This is a genomic window from Bradyrhizobium lablabi (assembly GCF_001440475.1).
Lineage (GTDB): Bacteria > Pseudomonadota > Alphaproteobacteria > Rhizobiales > Xanthobacteraceae > Bradyrhizobium > Bradyrhizobium lablabi.
Genome location: NZ_LLYB01000081.1, coordinates 41,725 through 60,653, shown reverse-complemented (window position 1 = coordinate 60,653; position 18,929 = coordinate 41,725). Strand labels below are relative to the sequence as shown.

Annotated in this window: 30 protein-coding genes; 3 read left to right on the top strand and 27 right to left on the bottom strand. The window is 60.8% G+C overall.

Annotated features, from left to right (window positions below; translation table 11 throughout):
• Window positions 1-28: 28 nt before the first annotated feature.
• Complete coding sequence (locus CQ14_RS21325) at window positions 29-277, bottom strand: hypothetical protein (protein WP_057859802.1); 249 nt, start codon at window positions 275-277, stop codon at window positions 29-31.
• A 107-nt stretch (window positions 278-384) separates the two neighbouring features.
• Between CQ14_RS21325 and CQ14_RS21320 the strand changes: the two genes are divergently transcribed.
• A complete protein-coding gene (locus tag CQ14_RS21320; RefSeq protein ID WP_057859801.1) occupies window positions 385-657 on the top strand; it encodes an excalibur calcium-binding domain-containing protein in 273 nt (90 codons plus the stop codon).
• Complete coding sequence (locus tag CQ14_RS21315) at window positions 648-1,034, top strand: thermonuclease family protein (protein ID WP_082649972.1); 387 nt, start codon at window positions 648-650, stop codon at window positions 1,032-1,034. Before CQ14_RS21320 ends, CQ14_RS21315 begins: the two co-directional genes overlap by 10 nt.
• 63 nt (window positions 1,035-1,097) lie before the next feature.
• On the opposite strand, the gene CQ14_RS21310 is transcribed toward CQ14_RS21315, so the two are convergent.
• The 4 genes from CQ14_RS21310 to CQ14_RS21290 all read right to left on the bottom strand — a co-directional run bounded on the left by CQ14_RS21310 (window position 1,098) and on the right by CQ14_RS21290 (window position 4,292).
• Window positions 1,098-1,397: a hypothetical protein gene (locus CQ14_RS21310; RefSeq protein WP_057859799.1), complete on the bottom strand. Its 300-nt coding sequence runs from the start codon at window positions 1,395-1,397 to the stop codon at window positions 1,098-1,100.
• 269 nt (window positions 1,398-1,666) lie between these two features.
• Entirely contained in the window at window positions 1,667-2,122 is a 456-nt protein-coding gene (locus tag CQ14_RS43790) for a hypothetical protein (protein WP_063800393.1), read from the bottom strand.
• A 927-nt stretch (window positions 2,123-3,049) separates the two neighbouring features.
• Window positions 3,050-3,238: a hypothetical protein gene (locus CQ14_RS21295; RefSeq protein WP_057859797.1), complete on the bottom strand. Its 189-nt coding sequence runs from the start codon at window positions 3,236-3,238 to the stop codon at window positions 3,050-3,052.
• Between the two features lie 151 nt (window positions 3,239-3,389).
• On the bottom strand, window positions 3,390-4,292 hold the full coding sequence (locus CQ14_RS21290; RefSeq protein WP_057859796.1) for an ArdC family protein: 903 nt from the start codon (window positions 4,290-4,292) through the stop codon (window positions 3,390-3,392).
• Between the two features lie 655 nt (window positions 4,293-4,947).
• On the opposite strand from CQ14_RS21290, the gene CQ14_RS43785 reads away from it, so the two are divergent.
• Window positions 4,948-5,331, top strand: a complete 384-nt coding sequence (locus CQ14_RS43785) for a hypothetical protein (RefSeq protein ID WP_156435235.1) — start codon at window positions 4,948-4,950, stop codon at window positions 5,329-5,331.
• Here the strand turns inward: CQ14_RS43785 and CQ14_RS21280 are convergent.
• The 22 genes from CQ14_RS21280 to CQ14_RS21170 all read right to left on the bottom strand — a co-directional run bounded on the left by CQ14_RS21280 (window position 5,292) and on the right by CQ14_RS21170 (window position 18,809).
• Window positions 5,292-5,774: a hypothetical protein gene (locus CQ14_RS21280; RefSeq protein ID WP_057859794.1), complete on the bottom strand. Its 483-nt coding sequence runs from the start codon at window positions 5,772-5,774 to the stop codon at window positions 5,292-5,294. The genes CQ14_RS43785 and CQ14_RS21280 overlap by 40 nt on opposite strands.
• Before the next feature lie 99 nt (window positions 5,775-5,873).
• On the bottom strand, window positions 5,874-6,428 hold the full coding sequence (locus CQ14_RS21275; protein WP_057859793.1) for a hypothetical protein: 555 nt from the start codon (window positions 6,426-6,428) through the stop codon (window positions 5,874-5,876).
• Window positions 6,429-6,536: 108 nt separating this feature from the next.
• A complete protein-coding gene (locus CQ14_RS21270; protein WP_057859792.1) occupies window positions 6,537-6,992 on the bottom strand; it encodes a hypothetical protein in 456 nt (151 codons plus the stop codon).
• A 29-nt stretch (window positions 6,993-7,021) separates the two neighbouring features.
• Window positions 7,022-7,222: a hypothetical protein gene (locus CQ14_RS43780; protein WP_156435233.1), complete on the bottom strand. Its 201-nt coding sequence runs from the start codon at window positions 7,220-7,222 to the stop codon at window positions 7,022-7,024.
• Window positions 7,223-8,388: 1,166 nt separating this feature from the next.
• On the bottom strand, window positions 8,389-9,003 hold the full coding sequence (locus tag CQ14_RS21255) for a hypothetical protein (protein ID WP_057859789.1): 615 nt from the start codon (window positions 9,001-9,003) through the stop codon (window positions 8,389-8,391).
• Window positions 9,004-9,279, bottom strand: coding sequence for a hypothetical protein (locus tag CQ14_RS21250; protein ID WP_057859788.1), 276 nt, complete (start codon window positions 9,277-9,279; stop codon window positions 9,004-9,006).
• 262 nt (window positions 9,280-9,541) lie between these two features.
• Window positions 9,542-11,584: an AAA family ATPase gene (locus CQ14_RS21245; protein WP_057859787.1), complete on the bottom strand. Its 2,043-nt coding sequence runs from the start codon at window positions 11,582-11,584 to the stop codon at window positions 9,542-9,544.
• Between the two features lie 12 nt (window positions 11,585-11,596).
• A complete protein-coding gene (locus CQ14_RS21240; RefSeq protein ID WP_057859786.1) occupies window positions 11,597-12,043 on the bottom strand; it encodes a hypothetical protein in 447 nt (148 codons plus the stop codon).
• Between the two features lie 15 nt (window positions 12,044-12,058).
• Window positions 12,059-12,781 carry a hypothetical protein gene (locus CQ14_RS21235; protein ID WP_057859785.1) on the bottom strand — a complete coding sequence of 241 codons (723 nt, stop codon included), beginning with the start codon at window positions 12,779-12,781 and terminating at the stop codon, window positions 12,059-12,061.
• On the bottom strand, window positions 12,774-12,974 hold the full coding sequence (locus tag CQ14_RS21230) for a hypothetical protein (RefSeq protein ID WP_057859784.1): 201 nt from the start codon (window positions 12,972-12,974) through the stop codon (window positions 12,774-12,776). The genes CQ14_RS21235 and CQ14_RS21230 overlap by 8 nt, the downstream gene beginning before the upstream one ends.
• Complete coding sequence (locus tag CQ14_RS21225) at window positions 12,955-13,503, bottom strand: hypothetical protein (protein ID WP_057859783.1); 549 nt, start codon at window positions 13,501-13,503, stop codon at window positions 12,955-12,957. The genes CQ14_RS21230 and CQ14_RS21225 overlap by 20 nt, the downstream gene beginning before the upstream one ends.
• Window positions 13,504-13,513: 10 nt before the next feature.
• Window positions 13,514-14,110 carry a hypothetical protein gene (locus CQ14_RS21220; protein ID WP_156435231.1) on the bottom strand — a complete coding sequence of 199 codons (597 nt, stop codon included), beginning with the start codon at window positions 14,108-14,110 and terminating at the stop codon, window positions 13,514-13,516.
• A gap of 17 nt (window positions 14,111-14,127) precedes the next feature.
• Window positions 14,128-14,982, bottom strand: a complete 855-nt coding sequence (locus CQ14_RS21215) for an ATP-binding protein (protein WP_057859781.1) — start codon at window positions 14,980-14,982, stop codon at window positions 14,128-14,130.
• Window positions 14,983-14,998: 16 nt separating this feature from the next.
• On the bottom strand, window positions 14,999-15,409 hold the full coding sequence (locus tag CQ14_RS21210) for a hypothetical protein (RefSeq protein WP_057859780.1): 411 nt from the start codon (window positions 15,407-15,409) through the stop codon (window positions 14,999-15,001).
• Window positions 15,409-15,987: a hypothetical protein gene (locus CQ14_RS21205; RefSeq protein WP_057859779.1), complete on the bottom strand. Its 579-nt coding sequence runs from the start codon at window positions 15,985-15,987 to the stop codon at window positions 15,409-15,411. Before CQ14_RS21205 ends, CQ14_RS21210 begins: the two co-directional genes overlap by 1 nt.
• 11 nt (window positions 15,988-15,998) lie before the next feature.
• Window positions 15,999-16,397, bottom strand: a complete 399-nt coding sequence (locus tag CQ14_RS21200) for a VRR-NUC domain-containing protein (RefSeq protein ID WP_057859778.1) — start codon at window positions 16,395-16,397, stop codon at window positions 15,999-16,001.
• Window positions 16,394-16,897 (bottom strand): hypothetical protein, encoded by a 504-nt coding sequence (locus CQ14_RS21195; RefSeq protein ID WP_057859777.1) that lies wholly within the window; start codon window positions 16,895-16,897, stop codon window positions 16,394-16,396. Before CQ14_RS21195 ends, CQ14_RS21200 begins: the two co-directional genes overlap by 4 nt.
• Window positions 16,894-17,205, bottom strand: coding sequence for a hypothetical protein (locus CQ14_RS21190; RefSeq protein WP_057859776.1), 312 nt, complete (start codon window positions 17,203-17,205; stop codon window positions 16,894-16,896). Before CQ14_RS21190 ends, CQ14_RS21195 begins: the two co-directional genes overlap by 4 nt.
• Window positions 17,202-17,513, bottom strand: a complete 312-nt coding sequence (locus CQ14_RS21185; protein WP_057859775.1) for a TSCPD domain-containing protein — start codon at window positions 17,511-17,513, stop codon at window positions 17,202-17,204. Before CQ14_RS21185 ends, CQ14_RS21190 begins: the two co-directional genes overlap by 4 nt.
• Window positions 17,513-18,076 (bottom strand): GcrA family cell cycle regulator, encoded by a 564-nt coding sequence (locus tag CQ14_RS21180; RefSeq protein ID WP_156435227.1) that lies wholly within the window; start codon window positions 18,074-18,076, stop codon window positions 17,513-17,515. Before CQ14_RS21180 ends, CQ14_RS21185 begins: the two co-directional genes overlap by 1 nt.
• Before the next feature lie 32 nt (window positions 18,077-18,108).
• Complete coding sequence (locus tag CQ14_RS21175) at window positions 18,109-18,417, bottom strand: hypothetical protein (RefSeq protein WP_057859773.1); 309 nt, start codon at window positions 18,415-18,417, stop codon at window positions 18,109-18,111.
• A gap of 11 nt (window positions 18,418-18,428) precedes the next feature.
• Window positions 18,429-18,809 carry a hypothetical protein gene (locus CQ14_RS21170; RefSeq protein ID WP_057859772.1) on the bottom strand — a complete coding sequence of 127 codons (381 nt, stop codon included), beginning with the start codon at window positions 18,807-18,809 and terminating at the stop codon, window positions 18,429-18,431.
• Window positions 18,810-18,929: the final 120 nt, after the last annotated feature.

Sequence of the window (18,929 nt, the reverse complement as noted above, 5' to 3'; positions counted from 1 at the left end):
AGGATCAACGCCGCGTACATGGCGCCGCTCATGCCTGCTTGCCGGCGGGGCGCGCACGCGCCCACAGCACGCCGTTCATCTCGCGGTACTCGAACTCCTCCTCCATGGTCGGGCCGGGACAGGGACACTCGGCGTAATCGACGCCGCAGACCGGGCAGTTGCCGAGCGGATCGCACTCGGCGGCGAACACCACGCGGCGCCAGGCGCCGTGAGCGGTAATGATCCGTTGCTGCTGGGCGGCGCCACGGCGGATTGCCCTCGACGCGGTGGTAACCATGTCGGCCTACTCACAAGTTTCTGGCGGGATTTCGCAAGAGCTGAGTTGCAAATTATGACATAATACGTACTAGGGATTGAACCCTATTAAACAAAAGGGAATTGCGAATGAAACTTCTTGTCACCGCTGCAACGCTGGCGGTTCTTTTCTATATTCCAGCGCTGGCGCAGGGTCAGATCAAGGCAAGCCCTGGTCCGGTTACTGGCGGCGCCACCGCCAACGCTGCGCCTCCGGAGAGGAAGGCCGAGCCCGACGCGGCGATCCTGCATTTCCGCACCTGCCGGGATGCCCGCGCGGCCGGCTATTCCCGAATGCGGACCGGCCAGCCCGGCTATGCCCGTCATCTTGACCGCGACAATGACGGCATCGCATGCGAGTAGCCCTGGCAGCCTTAGCGACCCTGGCGGTGCTCACTCCGGCGATGGCCGGCGTAACCGTCATCGATGGCGACACAGTGGACATCGACAACGTCCGGATCCGGATCATCTCCATCGACACGCCGGAAACCTTTCGCTCGCGCTGCGAGAATGAGTACCAGCTTGGTGTGGCGGCCAAGAACCGGCTGATCGAACTGCTCAAGAGCGGCGAGGTGTCCTACACGCCTAACGGTGTCGACCGCTTCGGCCGGACACTCGCCACCGTTTACGCTGGCACGGTCGATGTCGGCGCCGTCCTGCTCAAGGAGGGCTACGCCCTGCCCTATGTGCCGGGGCCGGAAGCCAAAGCCCAGCGGCTCGCCGCGTGGTGTTCTCGCTAAGCTCAGCCCCGCTTTTGGCGGGGTTTTCTTTTTGCACTGCACCAAAGGAATTTTGGAAAAAACTCAGGCGCGATTCCGGAGTTGCGGATCGAACGGTTTGAATTTTGCGAACCAGGGGCCGGCTTCATCGACGGTGGTGCGCGCACCGACATCGATCCGGCACCAGAGATCCGGCACGTTCTTGCCTTCGCGGAATAGCCCTGCGCGCTCGGCGGGATTAGCGCCGATGCGTTGCAGCTCGCGGCAGGCATCTAGGAGCGGCTGGCGGGAGAAACCGGACAGCGCCTCGCAGCGCCAGTGCCAGATGCCACGACGGTGGTCGCCGGCGCGGTCGATTTCCTCGACCAAGTCGATGCGTATCATGATACCGGTACGGTTTTGGAGGAAAATCGTGGGTGCGGGGCCGCCCGCCTCGAAAACGGAACCGGAGGTGAAACCCCTCCCCCTCTTAATCCATTGATATTGTTGTCTTATTCAGGCTTATCCGGCGGAATAGCCGTGAAAAGCCGCGGAATGTCGCGCTTTTCGCCGATGAATTCCCGGCCGTTTCCATGGTGCGAAAGTTAAAACTTTTGCAACAGCGCGCGGACCTCACGCAATCAATGGCTTGGCCGTTGCAAAAGGTTGGTGCGTTAAGCCGCGTCCAGGTCTCGCGCGACTCCAGGATCCGACGACGGCGGCGCCGCGTCGTCACTCGACTCGTGATCGATAGCCGGCGGAGCTGGCGCAAGCTTCCGGACGTCGTCCGGACTTAGGTAGTGATCCACCGGAACGGAAACGACGTTGATTTGTCCGACGACGCTTTGAATTGATCCGTTGACCTGTAACGGAAGCATCTTGCCGAGCAGCCCGGCAAACGCCTTGGGATGTTTGCCGGCGAGGAAAAACAGATAGCCGGTCAATCCGCCTTTGCCGTTGCCGTCGCTTCCGTAAGCCACTGCCGCGTCAATGATGCCGTGTTTCAGATCCCGCGTAATCTTGGCAACGGCGCCCGGCGGCTTCCTACCGTTTAGATTCGGATTGCGTTTCGGATTGACGGGAGTCGGCTGAAACGACTCGGGCAAACCGGGATAGGCCTCGTATGGCATGCCAAAACATTCCTAGAATGATCACGGGAGAATCGAACGGTAGGAACAAGAACGCGGGATCTGCGTAGATTCCGAGCTTCCGGTTTGTGCCGCCAATCGCTCCAGCCGGAAGCATTGGTGGCCCTGACGCTCAGCCGGGGCCGCCTCGGTGGCCCCTTGGTGAGTCCCCGCCCTATTACGCAAAGCGTATCAGCGTCGTCCGCAACGCGTATCAGTGGCAACTGCCACAAGATTCCTAGCATGATTGAAGAATGGATTCGCCCTAGTCAACGTGTTGACGCAGCGCGCCAACCGGCCCAGGGAACTAAATTCTGCTGACCAGCGTTCTCATGCCGCGCAGCCATTGCCCGCCGTTCACAACGGCGCCTGTTGCGGATAGCCAAAGGTCTTCGGACCCGCTGTTATTCATCGCCAGCGCTCGCGCGGATAGCCATAGGCGGTGGCTGCGGTCGTCTGACCGACGAGGCGCACAATGACTGAGGCGGCTAAGAAAGACCTGGTGAACGCGCTCGCCGAGCTGGTCAAGGAGCGTAGGCTATGCGCCGAGCTTCTCTCAAAGCCCTACGAGCGAGGAGGCACATATGAAGCCACAATGTTGCGGTTTGTGGAATTCCAAACAGCGATAGAAGCAGTGGAGCGCGCCCTACTATCGGAAGCTGATTATCCTTAACGCGCGCGGACACTAAGTCGAAAGTGAAATCGAGATTGCTCCATCTGACGCCCGAGCTTCGGTGCCCCTCGCCGCAACAAAAAACCCGCCTCAAGGGCGGGTTATTGTCAGCATGCCTATCAGACGGCGGATTTTTGCGCCTGTCAAGCCGGTTCCAAGGGATTTTTGGAAGCCGGGCCTAGCCTTGGCCAGACGATAGGCGCGCAATCCCTCATACCGCCCATAAAAAAATGCGCCGGTTTGGGCGACTCCGGCATCTATGAAGGTTTGAGGTTTGCGAGCCGGCGCTCTAAGGCGCGGTGCAGTTGCTGCGCCCGCTCGTCGAAATCCTCGGCAAGTCGTAGCCAGCTTGCCGCGTCCTCTGGACTGCCAGCTTTTTCCGCTTCTTGCCGGCATACCATTGCTTGCCTGCGGAACCTGTCCGCATCGGCTTCGTCGCTGTTCATAGCGATCACTGACGCTCTGGCTGACCGGAAGTTCCTACCTTTCCCGCCGACACGAACCATTTGAGCCCCCGTGCCATCGGTGCCGTTCGTGCCGTTCGCGCCCTTCCAACGCGCGTTCCGTAGCGCACTCTCGCTAGGATCACCGCGCGCGTCATGCGGCTAACGGCATTTCGTCCGCGCTATCGTCCGCCGCGGCAAGCGCCAGACCGCGCATATGGTCCGCGGCTTTCTGTGCTGCACTCGCCGCGGTAAAGAACGCCCGCGCGTCGTCTTTCAGCAGCTGGATCCAGTTTTCGATATAGCCGGCATGACGCAACTCGCCGTCAATGTCGAATTCCGCGCAAAGGAAGGCGCTAGTCAATTCCGCGACCAGCTCCTCCGCCGCATAGGCCTTATCTCCAAACCGCTTGCCGAATTCCCGGTCAAGCCGCGACTTGTGGCCGGTCCAATGTCCCAGCTCATGAAACGCGGTTGCGTAGTAGCTTGCCGCGGAATTGAACGCGGCAAATGACGGCATAGCCACAAAGTCGGCGCCGTGATTGTAGTATGCCCTATCTCCGCCTTGCCCGTCCCGATAGTCGGCGCCAATCGCGGCAATGAATTCATCAATGGTTGCGTCCCGTTCGTCATTGTGGCGCGGCTTGATCTCCGCCGGTACCGTTACGCGTTCCGGCAGGTTTTCGCATTGGTCGACATTGAAAACCGTATAGGCGCGCAGCATGGTAAACGTCCGGCCGACTCCGGACTCGTCGCCGTCCTTTGCCTTGCCTACCATTGGCTTGACGAAATAGATGGTAAAGCCATGCTCGCCCTTGCGGACGTTTCCGCCTAGCTGCTTTGCCTGTTTGAATGTCAGGTACCTGGGAGTCGTGAACCGTCCCGCGGCCATCCAGAGCAGCACAACGTTAGCGCCAGAGTAAGGCCGGCCCGTTGCGGCATTGTGCGGAATGTTCTTTCCGGGAGTCGCGGACCATGGCTTGACCCAAGGCGCCGTTCCGATTTCCAATTCGGCGAGAATTCGCGCCGTCACGTTCTGGTAAAGATTGACTGCCATCTGTTTAACTCTCGTTTGTGTTTCGATGGCTGGTATCTAGTACGTAGTCCGTACTAGATCAAGTCCAAACGGGCAGCAACTCCAAAAATATTTTGGGAAACAAAAGACCCGCCTTAGCGGCGGGTTTCAATTCCAAACATTCGGCATATTCGGCGCCCGGGCTGAACTGATGGGGCAGCCGTGAGTGGCCCGCAATTGCTCAACTGGGAGACTGTAGCCCCGGAGATCGCAACCACTCGCTCACATGCGAGTCCGTCTCTGCCTGCCGCGCTTTCCTTTCGACGGCATCGCGTAGCGGCCCGGGCGGAAGCAATTCGGCTTGCTCCCGCAAGCGCTTGGCTTCATCGGCAAGACGTTCTTCGAGTGACTGGGTCTGTTTGAAACGGCGTCGTTGCTGCATGGCGCTGCTCCATTCCATTCGAGGAAGGCGGGAGCGCAACCGAGCGTTCTCATCACCGGTAAATGCCCATCCTGCGGTGATGCTTGGATGCTAGTTCCATCCGGAACCTTTGACGGTCCGGTACCGGACTCCCGGAACAAAAACGACCCCCGGGGGCTCGGGGGCCGTCAGCTTCCTTGGAGTCGAATGTGAGCATGGTAGTGCTGTTGGGCACAGGTGCGCAACACCTTTAGGGCCGGATCGCTGGCGGCCTCAATGGAAAAACATTACTGTGGCAAGCAACACGACCGTCAGGACTCCAGCCGAGATGACTACGGCGTTGAACACGCGGTCATCTCGGTCAATTACCTGCCAAAACCAGTGCGCGCGCTCGTGCTGAGCGGCGGAGCTTTGGGAAGCTCGGCAGCTGCGGAAGCGGTATCCTGGCTGCTGGACCTCGGCTTCACGAAGGAGCGTAGGGGTCTGTTCGAGCGTGGCGTCGTGGTGCTGGTGCGGTTGCAAAGGCCCGTTCGTTGGCCGGATCATATCCGGCTGCCCTGTCAAGCCGCTGCAAACTGGTGTGCGGCGCGTGCATGGGCGGTACTCCCCATCCGGCCCCATTATCGCACCGCCGTGTTCCGCTTACAACAATCGAGGTGAGGATACGCGCGGGTGGCGGCGGCTGCGTGCCTGCTGGACAGAGGCTTTGGGTTTCGCTCTGGGTTTCCGCCCCGCAAAATCTCCTGTGCCCTGACGAACGCCGCCTGCTTGCTGAGCCGGCCATTGACCGCGCGGCTGCCGGGATTCTCGTCGTAATAGACGAACTCGATCCGGCCGTCGGCGTGCATCACCTCGAACGATTCCGCATGCTGCACGATCCCCGGCGTTACCGCGCTGGGTTTCGGCTCGACCTGGGTTTGGCTCACGACGCGGATATCCCAACCACATTTGCGGCAATACTCCCGAGCCTTATCGCGCGACCAGCGCCGCATTTGCCGCACGATGGGCGCAGTCTCGACCACGACGTCGTCGTGCAGCACGATGCCGGCAACGAAGTGCGCCGCTTTGATCTGCGCCAGGGTTTCGGTCACGCTGGGTTTCATGCTGGGTTTCGGCACTGGGGTTTTAGGTACTAGGGGCGTAGCGCAGATGGCGACTCTGGGGGTCTAAGCAGAAATTCTCTGCTGTTCTTGGCTGAAGTCTCAGGGTTTCGCTACTCGATCCCGAGTTTCCCAAGTGATCCTGTCGAGGCCAAAAACCTCGTTCATGGCCCGATCAAAGGTCGCGTCTAGCTCCTGGTAGTTAGACACATGTCTCTTCAAGGCGTCAGTGTCTTGGATGTTGGCATACTCCATCGCAAGCACGGCTTGGTCACGCAGAATTTTTCGAAAGCGCTCGGTGATTAGATGGCGATTTTGCTCGATTAACTCGAAGGCGGTCGTTAGAGGTACAATGTCGGTGCCTTGGAATAATCCTTTTACTTCTGTGCCTGACTTTGCCCGGTTTAGGTCCGTCATCACCGTCGCAATTTTAGCGTGAATTTCTCGGACCAATACATAGCGGTCTAGAAGCACGCGCTCCTCAAAGTTAGAGCGTCTTTGAAGTCGTAGTTCGACTTCCTTTTTGTATTGCTCGAATTGTGCCGAGATGGCGTTTTCTGTCACCTGCTTGGATACGAAAATAAAAATCCCGCCGAGTGCAAGTAGCAGAACAACGGGTGGTGAGTATTTTGTTAGCCAGCCGAGGATGTTATCCATCCGGACCTCCCTTGGTTCTTCGGCCTCTTGGCTTTCGGTGCAGCAGGGCCGGCAACGTTGGCTTGTTCGGCCAGGAAGCGCCAACTCAGAAAACACGACCTTGGACTACTAGGGAGATTTTCTGTAGTCACCGACTCGCAGCTTGGCCTCAAGATTCGTACGTGCGCGATTGCGATTGACGCCGTAAATGCCGATGCTGTTCGACATGGCGACTAGTGCGACCCCGGCGGCGAGCATGTCAATGCTGAACAGTTTTAGTGTTTGTGCAGCGAAGCGGTCCGTTTGAGCGAAAGCTTGTAGCCGCGCCCCTTGCTCTCGAAAGCTGCGTTCTGCGGTTTGCAGACGCTGTTCAGCTTCCTCGGGAATGTGCAACTGCTCTATGGGGCCATCGCCCGCCGTTCCGACTTCACGACAGCGAGCTTGCACATTCGCGTGGACGATGGTCAGCGACTGTGCCTCCGCTATCAGGTCAATGCCTTTCCTGAACGGTTTGGCAAGAAACTCCGTTATCATCCAGCCGACGAAGCCAGAAACCAATCCGAACGCGATGCTGGTGAACGTCATCGAACTGTCCCGATAGAACGCGGCGTTTCCTAACGGGCACCAAGGTGAACGATAGCTGCGCTCATATCGAGTAGCTGGTCCAACAACTGTTGACCTTCCCTTGCTTTCTGCTCGTTCTCAAAAACGAAGGTAACAGTGGGCGAGTGCCCTTCTTGCTGAAGGTTGAAGCCCGGCATGACGTCGCCGGTTGGAATTTGAGTGGGCTGAATGCTAGTCACTGTCCAGGCCATGTAGCTGGTCCTCCCTATCATCAGGTTATCGCATCTGGTGTCTGATAAAAGCCCCTGGCCATTTGCGCAAATGTCGGCATTTGGCGCCCAGCCGAATTGCCTGTGAGCGCTCATGTTGCATCATATTGCTAATCCGCGACATAGGGAATCGCGGATCGATGAATCTCCAGTCGCATGCTGTGGGACGCCAGTAGCGCTTCTACGGCTATGACCTGTTGTTGTCCGAGTGCAGGACCTACGATTATCTCTTCAATTCCGAAGTTATTAGGATGTACACCTCTCGCTCTCGCCAAATTAAACTGAAATGCTCGGTATGGAACAAGTCCAGCCGGTGAAACTCGCGTTTTCAGGGCTACCGGCCACGTGTGACCAGCCCAGACAAGCCGAGATTCTTGCTCTTCGGAAAAGTGACGATCCTTCAAGCTGAGAGCCGTCTTCACTGCGTGTACCCGCCATGTGTTGATTTTTTCAAGTTCAGTTGCTGGTTCGGCCGCATCCGCCAACTCCCGGATGAGNGAGGTCTACCGTTTTGTCAGCGGCCCCTCGCTGCTCGTGAGGGTCGTAGAGTNACAGGACTAATATCGAATTGTTGCACAGCGGCGTTTCGCTCGAGCCAGTCCTCGTTGAAGCCAATCGCAAAGCCTTGTCCACGATTGTAGCCCCGCCATTGCGAAAGAAGATCACTCTGCGACGTCAGTGAACCAATAAACGCATACGCCTTGTCCAAATCTCGCAGAAAAAGCTCAATCGTCTGCCAGGCGAACGATGAGCGTTCTTTGATTTCTGCTTCGCGACGGTCCATCGCGTCGACCACTAGTTTCCAACCGTACCGGAACTCCGAAGTGTCATTCAGAAATCGGTAGTCGGTGGTCCAAAGCGATTTGCTTGCTATTATGCCCTGCAGGCCTGCGGCGGTGGTGTAATGGTATAACGTCATTAGGGTTCTCTCGACGATGCCTTAAGTTGCGCCGACGCTCACAAATATGCTCCGAGTCCCATCTATCCCTCCAAACAGCAATAAAGTCCTAGAGAAAAATGAGATTTGCACAATCCTGGTCGATGTCCGTGTCGGCTTTGGCGCCGCTGTTGGTGTTTAAGCGGACATCGCGAATTTGAAGTACACGCCCTAAGTTTCGCCTGGGTTTCGGCAGTGGGATTCCGCATCCCTATTCACACTGGGTTTCGGCCTTGGGTTTCGCTGCACCGGGTTTCGGCATGCTGCTGGGTCTCATCATGCTGGGTTTCGACCTCCGCACTTTCGCGGACCACGCTGCCGCCAGCGTCTGCAGTCCGGTTCGCAGCGCCTCGATCTCGACCTGACCTGCCGGCGCCAGATCCTGTTCGCAGACGGCGCTGACAACGCGCACAGAAGCCATCCCAGCGCGTCGAAGTGCTTCGGCGCCACTCTCGAAGCTCTCGACCATACGCGCATGCCGGCGGGCTTCCCTGGCGCCCTTGGCGCTATCGGGATCGACCGCGTTGCCGCCGCCGGGTTCGAGCTTCGCCGATTGTGGCATCCGCGGCGCGCAGCACGCCTGCGAATATTCCGCGACCAGCGCACTCCAGCGCCGCCCGGCCGCGAACTGGGTTTCGGTGATACGCCCGGCGAGATACAGCCGCCCGAGCATCGTGCCCCACTCCGCCGGCCGCATGCCCGCGACCGCGGCATCCATCAATCGCCGCACCTCGGACGGCGGCGGCAGTTGCAGCTCGCGATGCAGATGCACCCGCTGCGGCCGGCCACTGGGTTCGCGCCGGGCCAGACTCTTGCGTCGTGACATTCAACCCTCCCCCCGCATGCGCTCGACATTGACCACCGTGCTCTCGACCGTGACCAGGAACGGCTCCAGGAACTGGTGCCCGAGATCCCGGCGGAGCTTCTTGCCGTCGATCCGTTCCGATGTCACCGTCGAAACCTTGGCCGCGTAGTCGTCACCGACCAGATCGGCCTTGCCCGAGATCAGCAGATCTCGAAGCTCCTCCTCCCGACCCTTCAGCTCCTTGATCCGCTCCCGGACGTCGGCCAGCTCGTCCGGCGGCTTGCGATTTGTGCTCATTTCCGTCGCTCCCGCTTAAGTTGCAAAGCCTACGTGAGACAGGAGTGCGCGGCTTTCGGCCGCAAACCCCCTCCGTAGGAGGGGGCTTTCGCCTTCGCTTTCGCAGTCAATGAAATCAATGGGTTACAGCACAACCATCCCGCGCTTTCGCCACTTTCGCAAATTACTTTCGCCAATGATCCCAGATACTTGCGCGACCGCCCTCGGCACTTTCGCATCGGTTCCAATCCCATTTTCAACCCGGAACCACCGGGTTCCAGCCTCAAATGTCCAACAGCTTTCGATAGCCTTTGACGTGGCTGTGCACGTCGCGGATGTCCTCGGCGATGATGCCCTTGGCGGTCCAGGTGGCCAGGATGTCGGCCGCCACCTCGCGCTTCAGGCTCCACCGTTGCATGATGTTGTTGACCGCGTTGCGCGAGCTGTTCGCTGCGAAGCACCACGGCTTGCCGTCCGTCCACTGCTTCTGGATGGCTGTCAGGATGTCCTTGCAGACCTGCCGGCTCGGCCAGCCGACGCCGTCGCGCTTGCCCTGGTCCGGCACCGGCACCACGACCAGGGACAGCTTGGCTGGATTGACGGCGATCTTCTCGGCGCGGAAGGTCTGCTCCCAACCGTCCTCCGAATCCTTGATCTTGGCGGCGAAGATCGAGCCCTCCATCGCGCCGGGTTCGCGCCGGGTTTCGATCAGGAAGTCGCCAGCACCCGGCATGACGGTCGAGCCGCGGAAGCCGCCTTCCTTGTTGCTGTGATGGACGCCGATCACGACGCAGCCGAATGCCTGCTTGACGGCGTCGCAGGCGGCGACGAACAGGCTCATGTCTTCCTGGGCATTCTCCTTGGCGCCCGGCAGTACCCGGCTCACGGTGTCGACGAAGATGGCGGCTATCGGCTGCTTGATCTTGTCGACTATCGCCTTCACGGTTGCCAGCAACATGTTGATGTCGGCGACCGCCATGAAGTTGATGTTGCTCTCGATCAGGAAGAACGGCGCATCGTCAGCCTCGGCGCCGTGGAATTGCTCCCACGCCATGATCCGAAACTTGAGACTGGCCACGCCCTCCCGGCACAGATAGATCACGGCGCCGTTGCGGTTGATGTCGCGGTCCCACCACTTCTGCTGGCCGCTAACGAAGCTCAGCGCCATGCCGAGCGCGATGAACGTCTTCAGGCTGCCGGGCGGCCCATAGATGAAGCCGAGCGACATTTCGTTGATCAGGCCATCGATCAGCCAGACCGGATCCGGCTTGCTCTTTATCCCCTTGACGTCGAGATAATCGAAGATCGGCGGCCCGTCGGGCTTGCCGTTGATTTCCACGGCGCTCGCCAAAATCGCCATGGGATCTCCGCCGTCACGGATGCAATCCGCGCAATCCCACTTCTCCGGCTTGTCCGCCGGCACCGGCACCACCCAGATCTTGCAGCCGATCTGGGCGAGCTTGGCGATGGCGGCCTGCGCGAAGGCCCTACCGGCGGCGTCGTTGTCGGCCCAGATGCAGACCTTCTTCATCGACAGCGGCAGCCAGTTGGTCTTGTCGACTGCGTTGGCGCCGCCCATGATCGACGTCGTGACGACGCCGAACTTGGCCAGGTCATCGGCCTTGCCTTCGCCCTCGACCAGGACAATCTCGGTGGCCTTGGCGACTTGAGGAAGATGGTACAGCGGCCGGACGGCCGGCGAGCCGATCATCCATTTCTTTTCGCCGTCGACCGTGCGCCAGCACCAGGGCCTGAATGTCTTCGGTTCGTAGCGCGTGACAGCGGCGATCAGGTTGTTGTCGATATCGTAGTAGCGGAACGTTGCAATCGGCGCTCCGAGGACTTCTTCCTCCTCGCGCGGCTTGTCGCCCCACTTGACCTTGTTGACGGCGATTTTCTCGCTCGGTGTCGTGCGTCGCGCCGCGGTCCAGGCCGGTTGGTCCAGCACGATATCGTGGAAGTAGTCGGCGGCGATCTCGCGCAATGAGCGGTCGAATTCGGAGATGCCGCTGTAGCCCATAAAGCCGCGGTAGAGCGAAATGATATCGCCACCCTCATCGGTGGCGTGATCGTACCATTGGCCAGCGTTGACGCCGCCCAGCTCGATACAGAGCGACGTGCCGGCCTCGCCCAGGATGTTGCCGATCCGCGCCTCGGTACGGTGCATAAAGGCGCGGCCGGAATACAGCCACTGCACAAAGCCGCGCACGTCGGCGTTCAACCGCTCCTTGATGTCGGTCTTGTCGACCTTGCCATCACGACGCGGCTGCGCGGGTTTCTCCGCGCGCAATTCGTCCTGCTTTGGTGCGTCGTTGAAGTCGAGCACGGCCAGTCATCCCTATACCGGTCTAAATCCATCGCGCGGTTTGCCGGCGTTCAACGCCACCTTCTCCAGGATCCGCATGGCGACGCTGGTTTGCTTCGGCGAAAGATCGGCGTCGCGGTAATATCGATCCGTGACGTTCTCCAGGAACTCCTCCTCCCACGCGGTGACCAAATCGAGATGATGATCGATCACCTTGCGCAGCATCATCAGCATCTCGTTGTCGAGTGCGTTCGGATCCTTCGGACCCGGCTTCGGTCCTGGCGACGGACCGGGACCAGGACGTGGCCCCGACGAACTCGCCGGCTTGGCGCCGGCCTGGCACAGTTCGGGAATCGTCATCTTGTAGGATGCCGCCATTTTCGCCAGCATTGCACTAGCCGTCGCGCGCTCGCCGTCGAAATTGCTGCTGAGCATGCCGAGCAGCTTGTCCCGCCGCTTGATATCGTCATCGCTGACCATAGCGATACCTAACCTCTAATGGTTCAGGCTCCAGCAATACGGACTGTGCGAGCACATCTTGCAGCGCCAATCGTCCGGCCCCTTCTCGGTGATGCGCGGCAGCAATTCACCGGCACGCGTCGCGCGGATGATGTGCGCGGCCCTGTCGGATGCCGCCTGCGCCGCTGCGGCGTCGAAATCGACCAACACCGCCAGCAGATGACAGGTGTCGGCGTTCTCCGCGGTAAACAGCGCCGGGTTTTCGTCGAGACCGAGATAGGCCATGTAAAGCTGGCACTGGTCGTAATAGACCGGGTACGACGCGCGCAGCCCGTACTTCTCGATCTTCTTCCAGCCCGAGGATCCCAGGCACTTGTTCTCCCAGAGGCAGGGAAACTTCAGGCCGATCCTGGGACCGTTGTGCAGAATGCCGTCGCAGTGCCCTTTGAACGAGCCGTCGGCGGTCGAATATTCGCATCGCGCCGTGCCGCGCTCCAGCTCGAAGCCGGCGAGCTTGAACGACGCTGCGATCTTTTCCTCCGACGCGTGACCGCGGTCGAAGATCCGCCGCGTGCGCGCCGGGAACACGGAGTCGCGCATCCAGTCAAACTGCACCTTGCGCAGACATTCCGAGCCAATCGCCGAGGCGCCGAGATAGTCGCGCTGTTCCTCGCGCTCGCGGATCTGTGCCGCCGTATCCAGAACGGCGTTGAGCGCGTTGTTGAGTTCGGTCGAGAGCGGTGGGTTGAAGTCAAGCATTGTCGTCGTCCTCCTCCGCCGGCAGCGGTTCCTCAATCCTTCCGCTCTCGAAGATGCGTCCACTGGCGACGGCGAAGATGCTCGAACCGATGAACGAATGTTCAAGCGTCTGCCGCACCCAGCTCTCGCGGCCTTCGTAGACAATCGTGCGTGTGACGCGGATCCGTGGTTCATCAGAACGGAGGTTCGACATCGTCCATCTCCTTCCGCGACATCAGCGGTCCGCCATGCCGCGTGCTCATTTCGCGCTCGGTGCGCGCCTGCGAATCTTGTGTTAGCTTGCCTTCGGCGCCTTCAGCGCGATGGCGGATGGCGCGTTCGATCAGGAAATAAGCGTTCCACGTGAAACGGATCACTTCCTTGCTCGACCACTCGCCAATCGGCTTGTGCCAAGGGATTCCCTTGAGATCTGCGAGCGCCGGCAGAATCGAAGCAACCGCGCCGGCATCCCACGGCTCCGGAAAATAATCCGGCATGAACATGATTTTCTCGTCGTAGCCGACGCCTTCCGCGACCGCATGCTCCGCCTTGGTCTTGATCCAGCCGAAGATGGCCGCGCAGGCGAACCAGCCCATCTCCAGGTCCGACAGCGATCCGACCGACGCGCGGCTGTTGACGCCGTGCTCGGAGATCACGTCGCGCATGGCGTCGATGGCGGACTGAGTGGCTTTCGCCATCCACTCCGCCTCGGCGTTGCGCAGCTTTTGAACTGGCGCGGCCATCGGCGTGCTCCTAGCCGGTGGCCCACTTCGGCTTTTCAGTCTTGCCGGCGAACGCAGGCTGTGCGCCGCCGAGTGTCGAGCCGATTGCCGCGACCGCGGTAGCGCTGCGCAGGTTCTGCTCGACCTTGGTCCAGGCGGTACGGTCGGGCGTGATCGCGGCATCGAGAACATTCTTGTCCTTGTAGCGCGATCCCTCCTCGGCCCGCTCGATCCCGATCTTGCCGATGAAGCGGATGCCGTCGAGTTCGCTGAAGTCGTTGAGACGGCGCGCGGCCTTGGCTTCGTCGCTCTGATCGTCCGGACGAACGCCGCGGGCGCTCTCCAGCACGGCGCGGATTCGGCCGGCGGAAATGTCGGCCGCCTTCTGATGGCCGTCCGTCACACCCTCCAGCACCCAGAACGACCAGAACTTCCGCTTGTCATAGGTGCCGCCCACCACAGTGAACTCGATATCGAGCCCCATGCTGTCGCCGTTCTTCGAGCGCTTGAGCCAGCCACCCTCACCGGCATTGCCGGGACGAATGTTGATCTGACATACGGCGATGGTGCCGTCATCCATCACGCTGAAATCGCGCTGCTCCGGTGCGTTGTTGAAATCCATGGGCATGTCTCGTTCTCCTTTGATTAGGCTGCTTCGGTGGTGGTGAGTTGCGGGAGTTCATGCGAGACCGGATGCCGCGGCTTGTCGGCGGCGATCTTGGCCATCAGCTTGCCAAGGTGCGGCTCCTCGATCTGGTCGAGCTTGCCGGAACGATCCTTGGCCGGGAATTTCCACGGGTTCGGTTGCGTGCAGACCAGCGCGCGGACCAGGTCGCCGTCGCCGAAATTGATGAACTGCATCGTCAGGATCTCGTCGACGATGCCCGGCAATTCCTTGCCGGTCTTCGAGCCCTCGATTTGCGGCTCCCACGATGAAACGTTGTAGTCGTCGCGTACCAGCTCCAGGATCCCGACGAAGAAAACATTCTTGTCGCGCGTGTGCTGGAGATGCGTCAGCCAGGCGATCATCTCGCGGCCCATCAGACCGTAGGTGCCAAGCAGGTTCTTCTTGCCCTTGTCGTTGAAGCTTTCGGGCTGCTGCTCGGCCCAGCGAAAGCACAGCCTGCTCGCGACCGTGATGGAATCGATAAAGAAGGTCTCGTATTGCTTGATCGCGTCGGCCGGCCCCATCACCTCGACCATGGCGTCGTAGTGTGCCTGACTGTAACAGGCGGTAGGTGGCAGCGATGGATTTGGACCGCCGAGATAGGCCGCGAGATTCCGGCACTCCTCCCACGTCCGCGGCTGCAGCGTCGCGACCGGCCAGTCGCGCACCGCGAGATCGCCGGCCTCCAGGTCGACAAACAACGTCGTCTTCGGATCCAGCGTTCGCAGCAGCGTCGTCTTGCCGACGCCGGCCGGCCCGATGATCAGGGCCTTGACGCCCTTGTCCTGCGCCATCCGCTCGTCTGCCGTAATAATCCTGAGTCTGCGTTCCATGTTTGCGCTCCGGGGTTTACGTCACTTGCAAGAGTTCACGGATGCGCTCGAATGCAGTCGGCGGCTCGCCAGGCAGCGAGTCGTTGAGCGGCGCATAGCCGTTGCGAATGCGAAGCTTGATGATGGCGCCATGGATCAGGCTCAAGGCCGCTGCGCGAGTTTCCTCGTCAGCTTCGAGCAGCCAGGTCTGGTGCCTGATGTGCTCGACCAGGCGCAGCTCGATCTCCTCGTAGGACATCAGGCGCAACACCATGCGCAGCTCGCGCCACTGCTCGCCGGATCCACCACGCGCGATCAGCTCGAACTGCTCGCCCTTCCAGGCGCGATACCGGCGCATCTGGCGGTTGGTATCGACAAGCTTCTGCGTCTGCGCCGACGGCTTCATCGGCGCCTGACTGTCGCTCTGCAGAAGCTTGACCTTGCCCATCAGACGCGTCCCGCCAGCACAGCGCGCTCGACCTCGGTCAAATCCCAAGCGCAAACGACCAACCACAAATCGGCGTGTGTGCTCAGGCGCTTCAGCAAAAACGGATCGATAGGCGGCGCCTTGCGCCAATCCGCCTCGAACAGGATGTGATAGGCCTCCAGCGCCCGCTTCGGCCGAAGACTAAGCGGCACCAGGGGCACGATTGCCTCGGCGCTGCGCCAGCCAGACTTCTCCGGGAACGTCTTCGCCGGGAAATCGAACCAGCTCGTTTGACTGCGCCGCGAGTTCCGACGCGTCCGGCCACCCGGCGACATCGTGGCGCCGCCGTTGCCGTGCATGCTGAGATGACAGACCTTCTGATCGGCGCGAGCGATGGCGAGCTTCGGCAGGCCCAGCTCGTCAACGCCGGCCGTCGCAATGGACTCCAGCGCCTTGATCACCAATCCGCCCTTCTCAATGTGGCGGTAGGTGCGAATGATGTCGGCGTCGCCCGGCTTGCTGTAATGAAGATTCTTCAGGTACGCCTTGCGATGGATTGCGGCCTGCTCTGGCGTGAGCTTTACTGGCACATGGTGCATGATTGTCTCCCTCAGAAATTGGTTGGCTTCAGCACGCCCCAGCGAACCAGCGCGGTGATGGCTTCATCCAGCGTGCGCGCCAGCGCATACGGATGGCCCAGGCGTTTGCACCTGGCTTCGAATCCCTTTTGTTCGTCCGACTGCCGGCCGCCCTTGCGCTTTTTCAGTTCGAGCCATCCGGTGCGGCCTTCCAGCAGCATGACGCAGACATCGGCGACACCGGCCCTCAGACCCTCGGCCTTCATCTTGGTGGCGGTCTGGAAGCCGCGCCGGCCGGCGTTCGGAATCGCGAAGGCGAAGATGTCCGGATGCGTCTTGCCGATATCGATCAGGTCGATCACCTGAGTCTGCAGCTTGTGCTCGCTCGGTTCGCGCGGGTCATGATCGACGCGGCAGGCAAAAGCGATCATCGCCGCACCTCGCAGATCAAAGACTCCCACATAGTCAGCGACCGGCCGCGGCTTCCCTTCCGGCGGGACTTCTCGGTCAGCTTGGTCTTCTTGCAGTAGCCGGCCTTCGCCGCCTTCTGCAGGACCGGCCCCATCGCCCGCGCCTCCGGCGTCGTCGGCGCGTGCTCGATGGCATCATAGAGATCCATGACGTCGTCGGCGTTGAAGCGACGATGAGTCAGGCAGACGACCCGCGTCAGCTCCAGCATGAGGCTGAGCCAGGCCGGATTGGCGTGCGTCTCGAACGGATTCGGCGGCGGTCCCTCCAGCGCGCCGGGATGCGCCCAGTTCTGCGTATAGACGCAGCTCGGGCACGACCAGCCGTTCCTGCCGGCGACCAGGACACGCGAGCCGGAATGATCGTTCGGGCAAGTATATTCATGCACCCAACCGACCGATTGCCAGCGGTTCAGGTTGACGACTTCTTCATCGGTCCATGGTGCATTGGCGAACGTCATCATGCCGCCACCTTTCCTTCCTGCGGCCGAACGATCCGGTACGATCCACGCATGTCGATGCCGTCGCCGCTGATGCGGATACGGACGCCGCTCTCCATCAGAAGACAGTTGATTTGCGCGACGTGAACGCGCACGGCGTTGGTCGTCGCATTCCCATTGTAACATTTGGCGATAATGCCGAGCGCGCTGATGCCGGGGTTGCGGTCGATGGTGTCGAAGATCTGCGCCTTTCGTGGCGGCAGATACACGCCGCCGCGCTTGAGTGACGGCAGCGGTTGCTTGCAACAGGAACAGAGGGCGTATTTGCTCATGCCGCCGCCTCCATCAACCGGTCGACGACGGCGCCGAGAATGCTGGACGGATGCCCCTGAGAATCCCTGGTAATGGCATGCCGGATCATTTCGAGCGGCATCCCGAACTGCAGCGCCAGGCTCAGAAGCACGGCGGCGTCCCGAGCAATCGCCTCGATGGCCTGCCCCGATTTCCCACCAGTAATGAAAGCTTCGCCGACGGCGCCGGTCTCGAAGTAGCCGACGGTGACGGTGTACTCGAAGCCGCAGAATTGGATCCCGAAAGTCTCGGCGCGGCGGCGCATCGGCATGACATGACGGTCAGGCATCACCACTCCCTCCGCGGACGGAAAGCGATGGCGAGATGTCCAGCGCAGTAGGCGCAGCCTCCGACCTGGGGCCGGCCGCAAAACTGAAAAGGAGGATCACCGAACGGGAAGCGGCACTCGCCCGGCTTGAGCGCAAGCACCGGGAGGTTCGCGACCCGCCAGTCCTGGCGAGGCAGCGCCAGCGCCGGCAACAACGGCTGCAACACAACATCCGGCGCCGGCAACGGCACCGAGAGCTTCGGCCCGAACCGGCCGTTGCTGAGACGCGGCAGCGGAGCGTGTGGCCTCGCCCGGCTTTTCCGTGGCTTCGCCGGCCGCGGCAGGTCCGGTCCTCGACGCGGCGGCAAGGTCAGGCGCCGGGCCTTCCCGATAACCTGGTTCTTCGTAACCTTGAGCTGGAATTCCTCCGCGAGGATCCGGGCAATGGCGGTGAAACCGAGGCCGTCCCGGTGCAATGCAACCAGTCTGTCGGTCATGCCCTGCTTGGTATACCAAGGTGCGGATTCCGAGTTGTGGTGCCGATGCGGGCGAACACGTGCTTCAACGATGTCGGTGATGGTCATGATGAAGCCCTTCCAGAAATGCCGGCGCTCCCTCACGCCCTGCGATGAAGATGCGTTTTCCGCGCGTGCGACTTGTTGGCGGTCATGGCGACCTGCTGTTGCAGCTGCACCAGCTGGCCGCGCCGCTTGGCGGCGTTCCAGCACGCGCCCCAGGCATTCGGCGACGCCGGCTGAGTGCCGCGCCAGTCCTTGCGAATGTCCTCGCAGGTCCCAACCCAGCCACGCGGCAGCCGGTCGATGGCCTGGGCGAATTCATCCGCGAAGGTCAGATTGTGTCCGATCACCTGCGCCATGCCGTCGTCGCGGCCTTTACGGGACTCGTTGAGATCGAAATCGCTCATGGAGCTGATCCTTATGCCGCAGCGTGGTTTCCCTGTTCGAAAGCCTCCTCCAGCTTGCCCAGCGCTTCGCTGGAGGTGGCGTTGTTCAGCTCGTTGACGGTAAGGACGATCTCTTGGGCGGACCGTGTGAGCAGGCCGATATTCGCCATTGCGGTGGCGAGTTCGATCAGACGGCTACGGAAGATCAGCGCTTCGGTACGCCAGCGGTCGCGCTCCTGGACAAGAAGGGCGACGCGGTCTTCCTCACGATGAAGATCCGCACGAAGCTGGTCATTCGTATCGTGGGTCGAGACGAGTTCGTCTCGCATCTTTTGAATGTCGGCGAGGATCGCGGCGTGACGGTCGAGAGACCCGTTCGACGGAATTTCGGAGAGGTGAGCGACCTTTGTCATAAAAGCTTCCCTTATTGTTCTTAAGGTTCGCCACCGAAAGGGACGCGCGCCGCCCCTTCCGATGGCCTCTCCGCGACGCGAGAGGGACAAGCTCCGCGGAAAATTCCTTTAAGTGACCAA

What these genes read in the sequence shown, in the direction of transcription:
- CQ14_RS21325 (WP_057859802.1), bottom strand. Translation starts at nt 277, where the DNA reads ATGGTTACCACCGCGTCGAGGGCAATCCGCCGTGGCGCCGCCCAGCAG.
- CQ14_RS21320 (WP_057859801.1), top strand. Translation starts at nt 385, where the DNA reads ATGAAACTTCTTGTCACCGCTGCAACGCTGGCGGTTCTTTTCTATATT.
- CQ14_RS21315 (WP_082649972.1), top strand. Translation starts at nt 648, where the DNA reads ATGCGAGTAGCCCTGGCAGCCTTAGCGACCCTGGCGGTGCTCACTCCG.
- CQ14_RS21310 (WP_057859799.1), bottom strand. Translation starts at nt 1,397, where the DNA reads ATGATACGCATCGACTTGGTCGAGGAAATCGACCGCGCCGGCGACCAC.
- CQ14_RS43790 (WP_063800393.1), bottom strand. Translation starts at nt 2,122, where the DNA reads ATGCCATACGAGGCCTATCCCGGTTTGCCCGAGTCGTTTCAGCCGACT.
- CQ14_RS21295 (WP_057859797.1), bottom strand. Translation starts at nt 3,238, where the DNA reads ATGAACAGCGACGAAGCCGATGCGGACAGGTTCCGCAGGCAAGCAATG.
- CQ14_RS21290 (WP_057859796.1), bottom strand. Translation starts at nt 4,292, where the DNA reads ATGGCAGTCAATCTTTACCAGAACGTGACGGCGCGAATTCTCGCCGAA.
- CQ14_RS43785 (WP_156435235.1), top strand. Translation starts at nt 4,948, where the DNA reads ATGGAAAAACATTACTGTGGCAAGCAACACGACCGTCAGGACTCCAGC.
- CQ14_RS21280 (WP_057859794.1), bottom strand. Translation starts at nt 5,774, where the DNA reads ATGAAACCCAGCGTGACCGAAACCCTGGCGCAGATCAAAGCGGCGCAC.
- CQ14_RS21275 (WP_057859793.1), bottom strand. Translation starts at nt 6,428, where the DNA reads ATGGATAACATCCTCGGCTGGCTAACAAAATACTCACCACCCGTTGTT.
- CQ14_RS21270 (WP_057859792.1), bottom strand. Translation starts at nt 6,992, where the DNA reads ATGACGTTCACCAGCATCGCGTTCGGATTGGTTTCTGGCTTCGTCGGC.
- CQ14_RS43780 (WP_156435233.1), bottom strand. Translation starts at nt 7,222, where the DNA reads ATGGCCTGGACAGTGACTAGCATTCAGCCCACTCAAATTCCAACCGGC.
- CQ14_RS21255 (WP_057859789.1), bottom strand. Translation starts at nt 9,003, where the DNA reads ATGTCACGACGCAAGAGTCTGGCCCGGCGCGAACCCAGTGGCCGGCCG.
- CQ14_RS21250 (WP_057859788.1), bottom strand. Translation starts at nt 9,279, where the DNA reads ATGAGCACAAATCGCAAGCCGCCGGACGAGCTGGCCGACGTCCGGGAG.
- CQ14_RS21240 (WP_057859786.1), bottom strand. Translation starts at nt 12,043, where the DNA reads ATGGTCAGCGATGACGATATCAAGCGGCGGGACAAGCTGCTCGGCATG.
- CQ14_RS21235 (WP_057859785.1), bottom strand. Translation starts at nt 12,781, where the DNA reads ATGCTTGACTTCAACCCACCGCTCTCGACCGAACTCAACAACGCGCTC.
- CQ14_RS21230 (WP_057859784.1), bottom strand. Translation starts at nt 12,974, where the DNA reads ATGTCGAACCTCCGTTCTGATGAACCACGGATCCGCGTCACACGCACG.
- CQ14_RS21225 (WP_057859783.1), bottom strand. Translation starts at nt 13,503, where the DNA reads ATGGCCGCGCCAGTTCAAAAGCTGCGCAACGCCGAGGCGGAGTGGATG.
- CQ14_RS21220 (WP_156435231.1), bottom strand. Translation starts at nt 14,110, where the DNA reads ATGCCCATGGATTTCAACAACGCACCGGAGCAGCGCGATTTCAGCGTG.
- CQ14_RS21215 (WP_057859781.1), bottom strand. Translation starts at nt 14,982, where the DNA reads ATGGAACGCAGACTCAGGATTATTACGGCAGACGAGCGGATGGCGCAG.
- CQ14_RS21210 (WP_057859780.1), bottom strand. Translation starts at nt 15,409, where the DNA reads ATGGGCAAGGTCAAGCTTCTGCAGAGCGACAGTCAGGCGCCGATGAAG.
- CQ14_RS21205 (WP_057859779.1), bottom strand. Translation starts at nt 15,987, where the DNA reads ATGCACCATGTGCCAGTAAAGCTCACGCCAGAGCAGGCCGCAATCCAT.
- CQ14_RS21200 (WP_057859778.1), bottom strand. Translation starts at nt 16,397, where the DNA reads ATGATCGCTTTTGCCTGCCGCGTCGATCATGACCCGCGCGAACCGAGC.
- CQ14_RS21195 (WP_057859777.1), bottom strand. Translation starts at nt 16,897, where the DNA reads ATGATGACGTTCGCCAATGCACCATGGACCGATGAAGAAGTCGTCAAC.
- CQ14_RS21190 (WP_057859776.1), bottom strand. Translation starts at nt 17,205, where the DNA reads ATGAGCAAATACGCCCTCTGTTCCTGTTGCAAGCAACCGCTGCCGTCA.
- CQ14_RS21185 (WP_057859775.1), bottom strand. Translation starts at nt 17,513, where the DNA reads ATGCCTGACCGTCATGTCATGCCGATGCGCCGCCGCGCCGAGACTTTC.
- CQ14_RS21180 (WP_156435227.1), bottom strand. Translation starts at nt 18,076, where the DNA reads ATGACCATCACCGACATCGTTGAAGCACGTGTTCGCCCGCATCGGCAC.
- CQ14_RS21175 (WP_057859773.1), bottom strand. Translation starts at nt 18,417, where the DNA reads ATGAGCGATTTCGATCTCAACGAGTCCCGTAAAGGCCGCGACGACGGC.
- CQ14_RS21170 (WP_057859772.1), bottom strand. Translation starts at nt 18,809, where the DNA reads ATGACAAAGGTCGCTCACCTCTCCGAAATTCCGTCGAACGGGTCTCTC.